General features: G+C 39.8%; 14 protein-coding genes, 1 tRNA gene, 1 rRNA gene, 1 other RNA gene and 1 other annotated feature. Of the genes, 3 read left to right on the forward strand and 14 right to left on the reverse strand.

Features of this window, described 5'->3' with window-relative positions; all coding sequences use genetic code 11:
* The 8 genes from GNT69_RS24865 to tadA form a co-directional block, all read right to left on the reverse strand.
* A 16S ribosomal RNA gene (locus tag GNT69_RS24865) occupies positions 1 to 84 on the reverse strand; the annotation flags it as partial.
* A 299-nt stretch (positions 85 to 383) separates the two neighbouring features.
* Positions 384 to 647 (reverse strand): pro-sigmaK processing inhibitor BofA family protein, encoded by a 264-nt coding sequence (locus GNT69_RS24870; protein ID WP_203557673.1) that lies wholly within the window; start codon positions 645 to 647, stop codon positions 384 to 386.
* Between the two features lie 72 nt (positions 648 to 719).
* Positions 720 to 941 (reverse strand): YaaL family protein, encoded by a 222-nt coding sequence (locus tag GNT69_RS24875; protein ID WP_203557674.1) that lies wholly within the window; start codon positions 939 to 941, stop codon positions 720 to 722.
* A gap of 19 nt (positions 942 to 960) precedes the next feature.
* A complete protein-coding gene (gene recR, locus GNT69_RS24880) occupies positions 961 to 1,557 on the reverse strand; it encodes a recombination mediator RecR (protein ID WP_203557675.1) in 597 nt (198 codons plus the stop codon).
* Positions 1,558 to 1,571: 14 nt separating this feature from the next.
* A complete protein-coding gene (locus GNT69_RS24885) occupies positions 1,572 to 1,892 on the reverse strand; it encodes a YbaB/EbfC family nucleoid-associated protein (RefSeq protein WP_203557676.1) in 321 nt (106 codons plus the stop codon).
* A gap of 15 nt (positions 1,893 to 1,907) precedes the next feature.
* Positions 1,908 to 3,584, reverse strand: coding sequence for a DNA polymerase III subunit gamma/tau (dnaX, locus tag GNT69_RS24890; RefSeq protein WP_203557677.1), 1,677 nt, complete (start codon positions 3,582 to 3,584; stop codon positions 1,908 to 1,910).
* A gap of 279 nt (positions 3,585 to 3,863) precedes the next feature.
* Positions 3,864 to 4,128, reverse strand: an RNA gene (gene ffs / locus GNT69_RS24895) — signal recognition particle sRNA large type.
* 95 nt (positions 4,129 to 4,223) lie between these two features.
* Positions 4,224 to 4,721 (reverse strand): tRNA adenosine(34) deaminase TadA, encoded by a 498-nt coding sequence (gene tadA / locus GNT69_RS24900; protein ID WP_203557678.1) that lies wholly within the window; start codon positions 4,719 to 4,721, stop codon positions 4,224 to 4,226.
* Between the two features lie 67 nt (positions 4,722 to 4,788).
* Here tadA and GNT69_RS24905 point away from each other — a divergent pair, with 67 nt between their 5' ends.
* Positions 4,789 to 5,325: a cysteine hydrolase family protein gene (locus GNT69_RS24905; protein ID WP_275411288.1), complete on the forward strand. Its 537-nt coding sequence runs from the start codon at positions 4,789 to 4,791 to the stop codon at positions 5,323 to 5,325.
* Between the two features lie 65 nt (positions 5,326 to 5,390).
* Positions 5,391 to 6,674: a glycoside hydrolase family 18 protein gene (locus GNT69_RS24910; protein ID WP_203557679.1), complete on the forward strand. Its 1,284-nt coding sequence runs from the start codon at positions 5,391 to 5,393 to the stop codon at positions 6,672 to 6,674.
* A 401-nt stretch (positions 6,675 to 7,075) separates the two neighbouring features.
* Here the strand turns inward: GNT69_RS24910 and GNT69_RS24915 are convergent.
* The 6 genes from GNT69_RS24915 to guaB form a co-directional block, all read right to left on the reverse strand.
* Positions 7,076 to 7,168 (reverse strand) — tRNA-Ser (locus GNT69_RS24915).
* Between the two features lie 151 nt (positions 7,169 to 7,319).
* Positions 7,320 to 8,603, reverse strand: coding sequence for a serine--tRNA ligase (gene serS / locus GNT69_RS24920; protein ID WP_203557680.1), 1,284 nt, complete (start codon positions 8,601 to 8,603; stop codon positions 7,320 to 7,322).
* 50 nt (positions 8,604 to 8,653) lie between these two features.
* Positions 8,654 to 8,873, reverse strand: a binding site (T-box leader).
* A gap of 116 nt (positions 8,874 to 8,989) precedes the next feature.
* On the reverse strand, positions 8,990 to 9,580 hold the full coding sequence (gene pdxT, locus GNT69_RS24925; protein ID WP_203557686.1) for a pyridoxal 5'-phosphate synthase glutaminase subunit PdxT: 591 nt from the start codon (positions 9,578 to 9,580) through the stop codon (positions 8,990 to 8,992).
* An 8-nt stretch (positions 9,581 to 9,588) separates the two neighbouring features.
* On the reverse strand, positions 9,589 to 10,470 hold the full coding sequence (pdxS, locus tag GNT69_RS24930) for a pyridoxal 5'-phosphate synthase lyase subunit PdxS (protein ID WP_203557681.1): 882 nt from the start codon (positions 10,468 to 10,470) through the stop codon (positions 9,589 to 9,591).
* Positions 10,471 to 10,690: 220 nt separating this feature from the next.
* Complete coding sequence (locus tag GNT69_RS24935; protein ID WP_203557682.1) at positions 10,691 to 12,007, reverse strand: D-alanyl-D-alanine carboxypeptidase family protein; 1,317 nt, start codon at positions 12,005 to 12,007, stop codon at positions 10,691 to 10,693.
* 166 nt (positions 12,008 to 12,173) lie between these two features.
* Positions 12,174 to 13,640 (reverse strand): IMP dehydrogenase, encoded by a 1,467-nt coding sequence (guaB, locus tag GNT69_RS24940; protein WP_203557683.1) that lies wholly within the window; start codon positions 13,638 to 13,640, stop codon positions 12,174 to 12,176.
* 124 nt (positions 13,641 to 13,764) lie between these two features.
* Between guaB and GNT69_RS24945 the strand changes: the two genes are divergently transcribed.
* On the forward strand, positions 13,765 to 14,712 hold the full coding sequence (locus tag GNT69_RS24945; protein ID WP_343206562.1) for a YaaC family protein: 948 nt from the start codon (positions 13,765 to 13,767) through the stop codon (positions 14,710 to 14,712).
* Positions 14,713 to 15,032 lie beyond the last annotated feature (320 nt).

A 15,032-nucleotide genomic window follows, 5' to 3' on the forward strand; every position in this document is an offset into this window, starting at 1 on the left:
CAAGCTTTTAAAGATTCGCTCGACTTGCATGTATTAGGCACGCCGCCAGCGTTCGTCCTGAGCCAGGATCAAACTCTCCAATAAATTGTTGAGTGATTAAGCTCATAAAATAAAACGTTGGCTTGTGTTCTTCATTATAGAAGAAACACAAAATTGTTTTTTTGTTGACGCTTGTTTGTTTAGTTTTCAAAGAGCGATGTCGTTCAAAACGACTTTATTAATATATCATGTTGTTATTAGTATGTCAACAACTTTTTTAACATCTAATTTATTTCAGTGTTGCTGTTTCATCAGCGACGTTAATTAGAATACCACCTGTATTTAAATGTGTCAACAACAAAATAAAAAAACTACTGAAAAGCATCAGCAGTTTTACAAATGATTTAAATAACCCATGTTTCAATGACGACTAATGCAAAGACACCGGGTATCCCTAATAACCCAGAAATAGTTGCTGTTACTAGATTAATAGGTACGTAAATCCCCATATTTGCTCCTAAAGCATTGAGGAAGAATAAAAATAGGGCTCCGATAAGAACTTTTATAACTCCTTGCCCAATAAAACGCACTGACTTTAGTGGAGTTCCAACAAACATCATAATAATCACTAAACCACTTATTATCGCAATAATAATAGATGGATCCAATCCTAGCCCTCCTTTTTTAGACTTGTACCTATTTTATGAACAAGTTTCATAAAAAAGAACGGCTTAGGTTGTTTACTTTCCTTTTACAGAAATCCCTCTTTCTTTTACTTCTTTAAAAAGATAGAAGTATTTAGCCTCTGCCAGCTTTGCTTCAGCAACAAATTCTCCTGATACATCAAAGCTTTTTTCGAGTAAGGATTTTTTATTCATCCACTCTGATTTTAATTGATTATGTTGAGCAATCAGTTTTTCATCAAATTCTTTTCTTAGTTTTTTCTTTTTACGAAATAACATGACTTGCCCTCCTGCGTACTTAGACTTCCCTTCGCCCTTCCAATGCTTTCGAAAGTGTCACTTCATCCGCATACTCAAGATCTCCGCCAACTGGGAGACCGTGGGCAATTCTTGTAACTTTGATTCCTGATGGTTTTAACAAGCGGGAAATATACATCGCTGTTGCTTCCCCTTCAATGTTCGGATTTGTCGCCATAATCACTTCTTGAATGGTTTCATCTTGAAGTCGTTTAAGCAAATCTGGAATATTAATATCCTCTGGACCAATTCCATCCATTGGAGAAATCGAGCCATGGAGGACATGATAAAGACCATTGTATTCTTTCATCTTCTCCATTGCGATGACATCCTTAGGATCTTGAACAACACATATAGTCGTTTTGTCACGTCGTTCATCGTTACAAATATAACATGGGTCTTGGTCAGTAATATGGCCACACACGGAACAATAACTTAGGTTCCGTTTCGCATTAATTAATGCTTTTGCAAAATCAAGGACAGTATCTTCCTTCATGCTTAGAACAAAAAAAGCCAGACGAGCGGCCGTTTTCGGGCCAATACCTGGCAACTTCATAAAGCTGTCAATCAGCTTTGATATCGGTTCAGGATAATGCATTCTTTTTTTTCCCCCTAGAACATCCCTGGAAGGTTCATTCCTTTAGTGAATTGTCCCATTGTTGAATTCGTTAATTCTTCCGCTTTCTTTAATGCATCATTCGTTGCAGCAAGTACTAAATCTTGTAGCATTTCTACATCTTCTGGATCGACGACCTCTTCTTTAATTTGTACATCAACAATTTCTTTATGTCCGGTAACAATTACGGTAACCATTCCGCCCCCAGCTGTTCCTTCGATTCTTTTTTCACCTAATTCTTCCTGTGCTTGTGCCATTTGCTTTTGCATTTTTTGCATTTGTTTCATCATATTTTGCATATTACCCATTCCACGCATGTGTACGTACCTCCATTAATCTTGTATTTGAATTAGTTCTTCGCCAAACAATTTTTTCGCCTCTGATACGAGTGGATCTTCTTCTTCTCCGCTACTCATTCCTGAAGAACTTTGATGTTGACTGTTAATAAAGCTTTCACGAATCGTCAACCATTGATCTTCCGGAATGCCAATAATTTGCATTTGTTTTCCTGTTTGTTCACGTAGGTAACTTGCAATGGTGTGAGCGAATTTATCGTTCTCCATCGCCATTTGACAATGAATTTCATATTTGAATTTTATCACTAAAGCATTGCCAGATGAAGCAACAGGTTCTGCATCATTTAATAAGGCTTCCTGGGAGCGCATTTGCCGTGAAATTAACATCTCACGCATTTTGCCCCAAACCCCTTTTATATCAATTAAATCCTGCTTTGTTGCGTTTTTCAATACTTCATTTATTTTCCCGACTGGTGCTTGGAATCCTTTCCGTGACGCACGCTGCGGTTTTTTCTGTGGAGTTTGTTCACTTTGCACCATCGCTCCCGGTTCAAAGTTCGCTAATTTTTCTTCGAGCTCCTCGATTCTTTTTAAAAGCGGTTCAATTTGAGACTCACTTAATTGTGGCTTTTCTAGCTGACATAGTTTCACAATTGCTACTTCTAAAAACACTCTCGGGTGATTTGTCCAGCGCATTTCTTGCTGTGTCTTATTCAATTCTTCAATTACAGCATAGATTTCCTCTGGATAAACTTGTTCAGTTAATTTCCGAAACTCATCATCAAGCAACACACGTTCCATCGACTCTTCTAGGTTTGGGGCAGCTTTATATAGAAGCATATCCCGATAAAAGTAAGTGAAATCCTCGATGAATCTTGTCGAATCTTTCCCTTGAAAGAGCAGTTCCTCAAGGGCTTCAAGACCAGCAGCTGCATTTTTTTCATGGATTGCATTTGCTAATTGACTAAGAAACGATTGTGAAACAGACCCAGTTACAGTTAAAGCATCCTCAATCGTCACCCGTTCCTGGCTAAAAGAAATTGCTTGATCGAGCAAACTGAGCGCATCTCGCATACCGCCTTCTGCAGCTCGGGCAATCACCTGCAATGCTGTCTCATCGCAGTCGGTGCCTGTTTCTTCGGTAATCCATTTCATTCGTCCAACAATATCTTGGGCAGTAATCCGTTTGAAATCAAAGCGCTGTGTTCTCGAAATAATTGTGAGCGGAATTTTATGAGGTTCTGTCGTAGCTAAAATAAAAATGACGTGACGTGGTGGTTCTTCGAGTGTTTTCAATAAGGCATTAAAGGCCCCAATAGAAAGCATATGAACCTCATCAACAATATATACTTTATACTTGACTGCACTAGGGGCAAATTTCACCTTGTCGCGAATATCCCTTATTTCTTCCACACCATTGTTTGAGGCAGCGTCAATTTCGATAACATCTGAGATCGAACCATCTGTAATTCCTAGGCATGATGCACATTCATTGCACGGCTCACGAACTGGAGAACGCTCACAGTTAACAGCTTTAGCTAAAATTTTAGCTGCACTTGTTTTCCCTGTTCCACGTGGCCCAGAGAATAAATAAGCGTGCGAAATTTTTTCTTGAAGCAGAGCATTTTGCAGTGTCGTTGTCACATGTTCCTGACCGACAACATCAAAAAAGCGCTGAGGCCGCCAGACACGATATAACGCTTGATAAGCCAATGACACCGCTCCCTTCTATGTATTATCTTCCCTATTATAACTCATCTAATTTAACTTAACAAAATTATCTTGGAACAAAAGCGCAAGCGCCTTGCTCAGGGGCGACAAGCATAAGACGTGCCCTGTAAGAAGGTGTTCTTTACCTTCTGAAAGGGAACGGCTTATGACCTCGAGCCCCTAGGCGCTGCAGCTGGATGAAACAAAAGCGCAAGCGCCTTGCTCACAAAAATAAAAAACCCATCTCACAAAGAAATGGGTTTGTTTTATTATATATAATAGCCGTGCACCTTCCGTCGACTGACGACCATAAGCGTTACTTAAGCAGTTAGCTCGGCCCAGGCTGCCCTACGGCACATGGGAGCTTCCACTTAATGCTGCTTCCTTCCGGACCTGACATGGTTCATGGATTCCCATTGCGCAGGACCCGGGCGTCAACACCACTTACTTAAGGCAGACCCTACAGTCTATCAGCCTCAGGAAGGGATTCATCCCCGCTAGAGCGGATTGCGGGTACAGGGCACCGCTACCTCCCCGACTAGCACGGCAAAATTGAAACCATATTTAGTTGCGTCTTTAGTGACGCATAATTAGTATACTAATTCCATATGTAAAAAGCAATATTTATCAGCTGTTAATTGTTTACTGCTCTTCCAACCCTAGTTTTTTGGCTCGTTTCTTTTGTTCGCGTAGCTTTCGGAAAAACGTTGAAAGCATCGACCCACACTCTTCCTCAAGCACCCCGCTTACGACTTCACTCTGGTGATTAAAACGTTCGTCTTGGAGGATGTTCATAAATGTGCCTGCACAACCTCCTTTAGGATCAGTTGCTCCATAAACGACGCGGTTGACTCTAGAGAGCATAATCGCTCCCGCACACATCGGACACGGCTCTAGCGTTACATAAAGCTCAGCCCCCTCAAGCCTCCATGTCCCAAGCTTTTTACATGCTTCATGAATGGCTAAAACCTCTGCATGGGCGATGGAACTTTGTTCTGTTTCCCTTAAATTATGGGCGCTTGCGAGAATCTCACCATTTAGAACGACGACTGCTCCAATCGGGACTTCTCCTAATTGTTCAGCCTTTTTGGCCTCTGCAATTGCCTCTTTCATATAAAATACATCTTTATCTTGCCCCATCAAATCCCCCATTTAATGTTTAAAGTACCTCCTCAAACCTAAAAATAGAGGAAAGGGGAGGAGAAAATTGAAACCAGCATTATTAATTATCGACATGATCAATGATTTTCAATTTAACCACGGTGAGATACTTTCCGAAAAAACCATTAAGCTGACAAAGCCAATTTTATCTTTAAAGCAATTTTTCTATAAAAACGGCGACCCAATTATTTATATTAATGACCATTATAATCTATGGAGAGCCGATTTAGACAAAATTATTGCCTATTGTCTGAATAGAAAAAGTGAAAACATTATCCGACAAATGCTTCCACATGAAAACGATTATTTTTTAATTAAACCAAAACATTCCGCTTTTTATGGGACAGCATTAAATACGTTATTACGTCAGTTAAACGTCGATTCACTCGTTTTAACAGGAATCGCAGGGAATATTTGTGTGCTATTTACTGCGAACGATGCTTATATGCGTGAATATTCCTTATATGTTCCCGTAGATTGTACTGCCTCTAACAGTGACGAAGATAATCAATATGCATTAACGATGATGGAAAAAGTTTTAAAAGCGAACATCCAGCCTTCCTATGAATTTTCAACTAAATAATCATAGCCTTTCTGCTCCCCTCATAAGATGAATGTAGCGTTTAACCGCGAACAGGAGGGAAGACAATGCAAATTCATGTCATACAGCCAGGAGAATCATTAACCGGGATCGCTCGTGCCTATAGTACAACTGTTGCCGAGCTTGTTGAGGCAAATAAAATCCCTAATCCGGATAATCTAGTTGTTGGTCAAACAGTCGTGATTCCTATTATCGGAAGCTTTTATTGGGTGCAGCCTGGTGATAGTCTTTATTCCATTGCGAACCGCTTTAACACAACCTTTCAAGAATTAGCTCGCATTAACCAAATTCCGATTGATCGACCGCTTCAAATTGGCCAAAGGCTTTATATTCCACAGCAACCAAAAGTACCAACTGAAACAAATGCTTATGTTGAGCCAAGGGGTACGACAGTTGCACCAGAGTTAGTAACTGCTGCTCGTGAAGCTGCCCCGTATTTAACTTATTTAGCACCATTTAGCTATCAGGCTTTAAGAGATGGTTCATTAAAACCGCCTTTGTTAAATGATTTCCCTGCGATTGCAGAGGCAAATAATAATACGTTAATGATGGTTATTACGAATCTTGAAGATGATGCATTTAGTGATGAACTTGGGCGGATTTTACTAAACGACATGACTGTTCAAGACAATTTATTAAATAATATCGCAAACACTGCGAGAACAGTTGGCTTTCGTGATATCCATTTTGATTTTGAATACTTACGACCAGAAGATCGTGAAGCCTATAATAACTTCTTAAGAAAAGCAAAAGAACGTTTCCGCCAGGAAGGCTGGCTCATTTCAACTGCACTTGCACCGAAAACACGTGCCGACCAACCTGGACCTTGGTATGAAGCACATGATTATCGGACTCATGGGGAAATTGTCGATTTTGTTGTCATTATGACTTACGAATGGGGTTATAGTGGCGGACCGGCGATGGCCGTTTCGCCGATTGGACCTGTTCGTGAAGTGTTAGAATATGCAGTAACAGAAATGCCGTCAAATAAAATTATGATGGGGCAAAATTTATATGGATATGATTGGACACTACCATTTGCCCCTGGGACAATTGCAAAAGCAGTCAGCCCACAGCAAGCTATCCAGTTGGCGGCAGAGTATAATGTACCAATTCAATATGATTTTACCGCTCAAGCCCCGTTCTTTTACTATACAGATGCAGAAGGAAAGAGACATGAAGTTTGGTTTGAAGATGCTCGCTCCATTCAAGCGAAGTTTAATCTAATTAAAGAGTTAGGTTTACGAGGAATCAGCTATTGGAAACTCGGCTTAAGCTTTCCGCAAAACTGGCTATTAATTACGGAAAACTTCGATGTCGTAAAACAATGATGAATATAAAGAAAGACAGCAAGCAGCTGTCTTTTTCTTTTTATAATGCTCAGTTATTATCCATTGTTGATTTTCTTGTAGTATAGACGGAGAATTTCCGCCTAATGTATATAGTGGAAGCTTAAGAAGCGGAAATAAGCGGAGATATTCCGGTTAACTGCTCTAAATAAGCCAAAATCCAAAGATTTTGATCATATAGACGGAAAAACTCCCCTTATTTTTAAGGAAATATCGGTATTTCCCAGTTTAGCCGGAATTTATCCGTTTATTTTTCAAACATAGTAAAATCAACATTCAGTTATAACAGAGCCTTTTATAAAAAAAAACCGCCGCAAATGCAGCAGGTTCTATAAAACAATTCTCCAATTGTCTTATGCGCGTATGTTTCATTTTAAAATTAATGGCGGAGGAAGAGGGATTCGAACCCCCGCGCGGTTTAACCCGCCTGTCGGTTTTCAAGACCGATCCCTTCAGCCAGACTTGGGTATTCCTCCATTTCGACAAAATCTAATTTAACATAAATTTTATAATCAGTCAATAAGAAAAGCGCAAGCGCCTTGTGTCCTTATGCGTTAGGAAAGTATCAATTCGAAAAATTTCCACCTTCCATTAGCTAAAAAATACCGGGCGAGGCCCGGTATCATATCAATCTTGTGGTCGAATGATTTCACGATTACGCATATAAGGACGGAGTGCTTCAGGAATAACGACACTTCCATCTTCTTGTTGGTAATTTTCAAGAATGGCTGCTACCGTACGGCCGACCGCAAGTCCTGAACCATTCAGTGTATGAACATGTTCTGGTTTCCCTTTAAGCTCACGTCGGAAACGAATATTTGCCCGTCTTGCTTGAAATGCCTCGAAATTACTACATGAAGAAATTTCACGATACGTCCGATAGCTTGGCAACCAAACTTCAATATCATACTTTTTCGCGGCGGTAAAACCGAGATCTGCCGTACACATGCTCATAACGCGATATGGGAGTCCTAAAAGCTGAAGGACTTTTTCTGCATTATTTGTTAGTGCTTCCAACTCTTGATAAGAATCTTCCGGCTTCACAAATTTTACGAGCTCCACTTTATTAAATTGATGCTGACGAATTAACCCGCGCGTATCGCGCCCTGCGGAACCTGCCTCAGAGCGGAAATTTGCACTATAAGCAACATATTTAATTGGCAGCTCGTCTCCTGTTAAAATTTCATCTCGATGTAAATTTGTCACCGGAACCTCAGATGTTGGAATGAGGAAATAATCGGTATTTTCTACTTTAAATGCATCTTCTTCAAACTTCGGCAATTGACCTGTTCCTGTCATGCTGGCACGATTAACCATATACGGAGGAAGTACTTCCTTATAGCCATGTTCATCCGCATGCAAATCCATCATAAAGCTAATTAAAGCCCGTTCAAGTCTTGCTCCTAACCCTTTATAAAAAGCAAAGCGGCTTCCTGTTACTTTTCCAGCTCTTTCAAAATCAATCACTTTTAAAATATCGGCAATTTCCCAATGCGGTTTTGGTTCAAAGCCAAACTGTGGGAGTTCTCCCCATTGGCGGATTTCAACATTATCATCTTCAGACTCACCAACTGGAACGGTTTCATGAGGGATATTCGGAATACTCATTAGAAGTTGTTCTAATGTTTCTTCTACTCCTCTTAATTCCTCATCTAGATTTTTAATTTTCTCGCCCACCTCACGCATTTCACGGATCATTTCGTCGGCGTCTTTTTTCTCCTTTTTCAAAACAGCAATTTGTTGAGAGACTTCATTTCGATTGCTCTTAAGTGCCTCGCTCTCAACTAGCAATTCACGACGTCTTACATCAAGCTCTTCAAACTTTCCAAAATCAGATAAGTCCTCGCCGCGATGTTGCAATTTCTGTTTCACTTCTTCAAAATTTGCTCTTAAAAACTTTACATCTAACATAGGAACTCCTCCTTTATTTTTTCTAAAAACAAAAAACTCCCGTCCCCCTAAAAAGGGACGAGAGTTACCCGCGTTGCCACCCTGATTGAAAGCAATTGAATGCCTTCCTCTTAAAAAAGTAACGGTCTTGACCGAAAGCATATACTCATCAAATCGATTTTCCACGCTTTTGCTCGAGGACGGATTCACTCATTTCATCCACCGGTTTCCACCAACCACCGGCTCTCTTAAGAATAAAAATAAGCTACTATTTCCTGTCAATGCTTTTTTCCATATCAGGTTTTGTTACTCATAATTTACTACAATTATAACCAGGTTGCAATAAGATTATCCACCTTTATAAGCCAAAAAACCCCAGAGAAACGCTCTCTGGGGTTTTTAGCCACTTAAACAATCTGTTTATTCTTTGCTTCTTCGACCATTTCGACAAAGTAAGATGTTAAACGATGATCATCGGTTAATTCTGGGTGAAAGGAACAGCCGAGAAACTGACCTTCACGTGCAGCGACAATGCGCCCATCGCATTTTGCCAAAACTTCGACATTTTCTCCTGCTTCAACAATATGCGGAGCACGAATGAACACAGCTGAAAAATCTTCGGCAATGCCATTGATATCAAGATCTGTTTCAAAGCTCTCACGCTGACGACCAAACGAATTTCGTTCCACCGTTACATCTAACACCCCAATATGAGGTTCTTCATAGCCAACAACACGTTTCGCTAGCAAAATAAGTCCTGCACATGTTCCAAACATCGGTTTTCCATCTGCAGCAAACTGCTTTAATTGTGGCATGAATTGATATTTATCAATCAATTTCCTCATCGTCGTGCTTTCGCCACCAGGAATAATGAGGCCATCCACTTCTTTTAATTGTTCGGGCCACTTTATCACCGTCGCTTCAGCACCACTCGCTTCAACCGCACGAACATGTTCTCTTATTGCTCCTTGTAAACCAAGTACACCAACCTTCACCATGTTCTCACTTACCATCCACGATCCTGCATCCGATTTTCAGGTGCAAGAGAAGAAATTTCAATCCCCTTCATTGCTGTTCCTAAGTTTTTCGATAGTTCAGCAATAAGTTTGTAATCTTGGTAATGAGTTGTCGCTTCCACGATTGCACGAGCAAATTTTGCAGGATTTTCTGATTTGAAAATTCCTGAACCAACAAATACACCATCCGCTCCAAGTTGCATCATTAATGCTGCATCTGCGGGAGTTGCCACACCACCAGCAGCAAAGTTTACAACTGGAAGACGGCCAAGACGTTTAATTTCAAGCAATGTTTCGTATGGGGCTCCGAAAAGTTTTGCTTCCGTCATAATTTCAGCATCGTCCATTGTAACAAGTTTACGTACTTGTGCATTTACTTGACGCATATGTCGAACGGCTTCAACGATATTTCCTGTTCCAGGCTCACCTTTTGTACGAAGCATCGCTGCACCTTCACCAATACGTCTCGCTGCTTCACCTAAATCACGGCAACCGCAAACGAAAGGGACAGTAAATTCACTCTTTAACAGATGGTATTCTTCGTCAGCTGGGGTTAAGACTTCACTCTCATCAATATAGTCTACACCCATTGCCTCAAGCACTCTCGCTTCAACAATATGGCCGATTCTTGCTTTTGCCATAACTGGAATGGAGACTGCATTCATCACTTCTTCGACAATTGTCGGGTCGGCCATTCTTGCCACACCACCAACAGCTCTAATATCTGAAGGGACACGTTCTAAGGCCATAACTGCGACTGCGCCAGCCTCTTCTGCAATTTTTGCCTGTTCTGCATTGACAACATCCATGATAACGCCGCCTTTTTGCATTTCGGCCATTCCCCTTTTAACGCGATCTGTTCCTGTTTTCATTTTTCTTTTCCCCCATTTTTTCTTTGATGATTATTAATAATTCCCTTTTAGATTTTAACGCAAAAAACCGACAAAATAAATATGAATATATAAAACCTATACTGCAAATAAACAATAAAAAAGGTCTCCTGTCAATACAGGAGACCAAACTTCAACCGTGATTTTTATCGAAAACCCTATTTATATTGGTTTTTTTGTCGAAATACTTCCTTTATTTACATTAAAAAAGCCCTTTAACCGCTGATGCTATACTGCCAAATAAATCTCCGAAGAAACCACCTATTGCTCTCATCGAAAGCACAAACCAATTTGCCTTATCAACACTCTCTCCAGCGACCACAGGTACTTGTGCATACTGCTTTCCTGCTTCTGTCAAGAAAGAAATGGGTTCACCATCTTCATATTCAACCGTTAAATAACCGATTATATCCCCCTTTTGAACAGGTGCGATAATTTCTCCATCCTCATTCAGTAGGTTCTGATCAAGAACGACTTTGGGAACATATGAATCCTTTTCTCCATTTTTAATTGTAAGAACAAGGTTTTCTGCCGTTTCAATTGGAACATGATCTTGTTTTCCTTTTATTACTGGAACAGTTTCATGTCCTTCCACTTGATAATCAGCTACAAATAACTCTTCTTTCCCAAAATTACTAAAGCCATAATTCAACAGCTTTTCAGTTTCAGTAAAACGAATACTTCTCGTCTCCGCTTTCATAATGACAGAAATAAAACGCTGGTCTCCTCTTTTCGCTGTCGCAGTAAAACCATATCCAGCAAAATTAGTTGAACCCGTTTTTAAACCATCGATCCCTTCGTACGCATGTACAAGAGTAGGCAACATGAAATTAAAGTTGTCATACGTTCTGCCGTCACGGAAGGGCAATCTTGGCTGACTAGCTGTATCTAACACTTCAGGATAGTCCTTTAGCAAATGAAATGCTAATTGTGCTGTCGCTCTTGCAGACATCACACTTTCTTCATCAGGTGAACCAGCAGGATGATTGCCAAGCAATGAACCATTATTTAATCCTGTCGAATTGACAAACTTATAGTCTACTAAGCCTAATTCCTCGGCTTTGTTGTTCATCATTTCCACGAAATTTTTTTCCGTTCCAGCAATGACTTCTGCAAGAGCGACTGCGGCTGCATTTCCTGAATGAATCGCCATTGCTTCATATAGTTCTTTTACCGTATAATTTTCACCTTGAGTTAGCCCGACATTGGATAACCCTGGAGCTGCAGATAACTTATGAACATATTCATTAATATTGACATTTTGATCCCAAGTAATCTTTCCTTCATGAATCGCTTCGAGTACTAAATACTCCGTCATCATTTTAGACATGGAAGCTACACCAAGGACAACCTCAGCATTTTTTTCATATAAAACTTTCCCTGTATCGGCATCGACAAGAATCGCTGCTTCAGCTGCTAACCCTAGAGGATCTTCAGCTGCTTCTGCCTTACCGATAAATCCTGAAAAAACCGTTGAAAAGGTTAAAATAAACAACGCAAATAAAATGTTACGCTTCAAAGCAAAATTCCCTCCAGCTCATTTCTATCTAATGGTATGTTACTAGATTGTCCCATGCAAAATCACACCCGTATAGTTTATCATAAACAAAATAAAAAAAACAGACGAAGAAAAGAGTACTCCATCTGTTAAGCGATATATATAATTTTTATTTAGGAAAAAGGGCTTAGCTTGAAGAATAATTCGGTGCTTCTTTCGTAATTTGGACGTCATGCGGATGGCTTTCCCTTAGTCCAGCTCCAGTCATTTTAATGAACTGAGACTTTTCTCTCAATTCTTGGAGATTCGCTGAACCACAATAGCCCATACCTGAACGAATTCCACCGACTAGTTGATAGATCGTATCCGCCAGTGGACCCTTATACGCAATGCGCCCTTCAATTCCTTCAGGAACAAATTTCTTATTGTCTTCTTGGAAATAACGGTCCTTCGACCCTTTTTCCATCGCACTAACTGAACCCATTCCACGATAAACTTTAAAGCGACGCCCTTGGTAGATTTCTGTTTCTCCAGGGCTTTCCGTCGTACCAGCAAGCATACTGCCGAGCATAACCGTATGGCCGCCAGCAGCTAATGCTTTGACAATATCACCGGAGTACTTGATTCCACCATCAGCAATGATCGCTTTGCCATGTTTGCGCGCCTCTGTCGCACAATCATATACGGCCGTAATTTGTGGAACACCGACACCAGCAACCACCCTTGTCGTACAAATGGATCCAGGACCAATCCCAACCTTCACTATATCTGCACCTGCTTCGATTAATTCCTTTGTTGCTTCACCGGTTGCAACATTTCCAGCAACAATTGCCAGTTCAGGATAAGCTTGGCGAATTTCCTTCACCGTGTCGATTACACCCTTTGAATGACCGTGAGCAGTATCTACAACAATAACATCCACATGTGCATCAACTAGTGCTTTTACTCGCTGCATCGTGTCCTTGGTTACACCAACAGCAGCTCCGACAATTAAGCGGCCGCGTTCGTCTTTTGCCGAATTTGGGAACTCAATGACTTTCTCAATGTCTTTAATCGTAATTAATCCTTTTAAGATGCCTTCCTCATTTACGAGTGGGAGTTTCTCAATTTTATATCGTTGTAGTAGTTTTTCCGCTTCTTCTAAAGTTGTTCCAACTGGTGCCGTAACAAGATTTTCCTTCGTCATAACATCAGAAATTAAAATTGAGTAATCTTGAATAAAACGAAGATCACGGTTTGTCAAAATCCCTACAAGCTTCTGTTCCTGTTCGTTATTTACAATTGGGACACCCGAAATTCGGTATTTTCCCATTAAATGTTCAGCATCAAACACTTGATGTTCAGGGCTTAAAAAGAAAGGATCAGTGATAACTCCACTTTCAGACCTTTTTACTTTATCCACCTGTTCAGCCTGTTGTTCAATCGTCATATTCTTGTGGATAATTCCAAGACCACCCTGTCTTGCCATACTTATCGCCATTTCAGCTTCTGTTACGGTATCCATTCCGGCACTTATAATCGGAATGTTTAATTTTATCTTTTCTGTCAAATTTACTTGTAGATTAACATCGTTTGGCAATACTTCTGATTTTGCAGGTACAAGCAATACATCATCAAAAGTTAATCCTTCTTTTGCAAATTTGTTTTCCCACATCGTAATTAAACCCCCTTTTAGAAGAAAATATTATTAGTAGGTTATCAACTGGACAAACTACTGTCAAGGACGATGAATTAAGTTGGATTTTTCTGATAATTAAAAGAGGGGAGGTTGTAACTTGATGTATAGCTATTGGAATCGTTTTTCTCCTTATTTTTCTGCTGATTATTCACGTGAATATTTAAAGAGATGCTACCAACGCCTTCAAATTGAGCAGAGTGAGCAAAAGAGCTTTGAGAACTGCTATTCATTTATGTACTATTTAGAGCACGGAAAAATCTATTACGAGCAAGCAGCGGTCTCCCCTATACAGATTAAACCGATTCTTTTATTTTATGGTTTAGTACAGTTGATTAAAGCGTGTATTTTAACTGTAAATCCAAATTACCCTGAAACAACTTCTGTTTTGGCTCACGGGTTGTCGACAAGAAAACGGAAAAAACAGCAATATTCTTTTTTTGAGGATGAAGTAAAAATTCAAAAACACGGATTGTTTGCGCTAATGGCAGACAAATTGTTTCACATGAAACAGTTGGAAGGCGAAAAGATTAAAATGGGAGAAGTGTTGCAGTTTATTCCTGAGCTTTCTTCGCTTTTTAATCGAATTACAGGCAAAGTAACCTTCTTACCGGTTCAGACAAATGGTGACAAATTTTATTTATCGGAATCAATTTTAAATACTTTTCATATGACAAAAAATCGCTTTATCGATTTTTATCAAACAAAGTCAATCGTTCCACTTACTTTCCATGAGGTTGGGGATGAAGAAAAACGGATTGTCTTTCAACTTGAACAGTTTAAAGGGGAACCTGTCCCGCTAAAGTACAATTTAGAAGCTGAACATTATTCATTTCCATTAACGAAAGATGGATTGCTCACCTTCCCAGAACTTTTGCTACATTATTTACTTCTCTACAACTTAGGGATGATTGCACGTTATGAAATCGACTGGTGGAGTGAACTAATAAAAATGATGCCAAATGAAGATTTCCCTTTTATTCAATACGTTCTTGATATTACTGCAAAGAAAGGACCTTATTTAATCGAACAGTATTTGGCGACGAAATAAAGGGAAGTTGTTGTACATTGCTGTACTTGGTGATTATTTTGCCTACTGTGCCGGGGCGGGTTTATTCCGAGTACTTAGATTAAGTGTGATTTGTGCGTGATGGCTTATTCCGAGTAATTGGATTAAGTGTGATTTGTATGCTGGTTTATTCCGAGTACTTGGATTAAGTGATTTTTTTAAGGAATTTTAATCTGAGTACTTGGATTAAATTCATAAAAATAATGCTAGTACTGGTTATATGAAGATAAAATAGGGGGAAATAATCTTAGTACTCGGATTAAACATAGGGTTTTACCGTAAAATTACCATTTATATTCCTA

The sequence above is a fragment of the Bacillus sp. B15-48 genome, from assembly GCF_016879755.1.
Lineage (GTDB): Bacteria > Bacillota > Bacilli > Bacillales > Cytobacillaceae > Mesobacillus_B.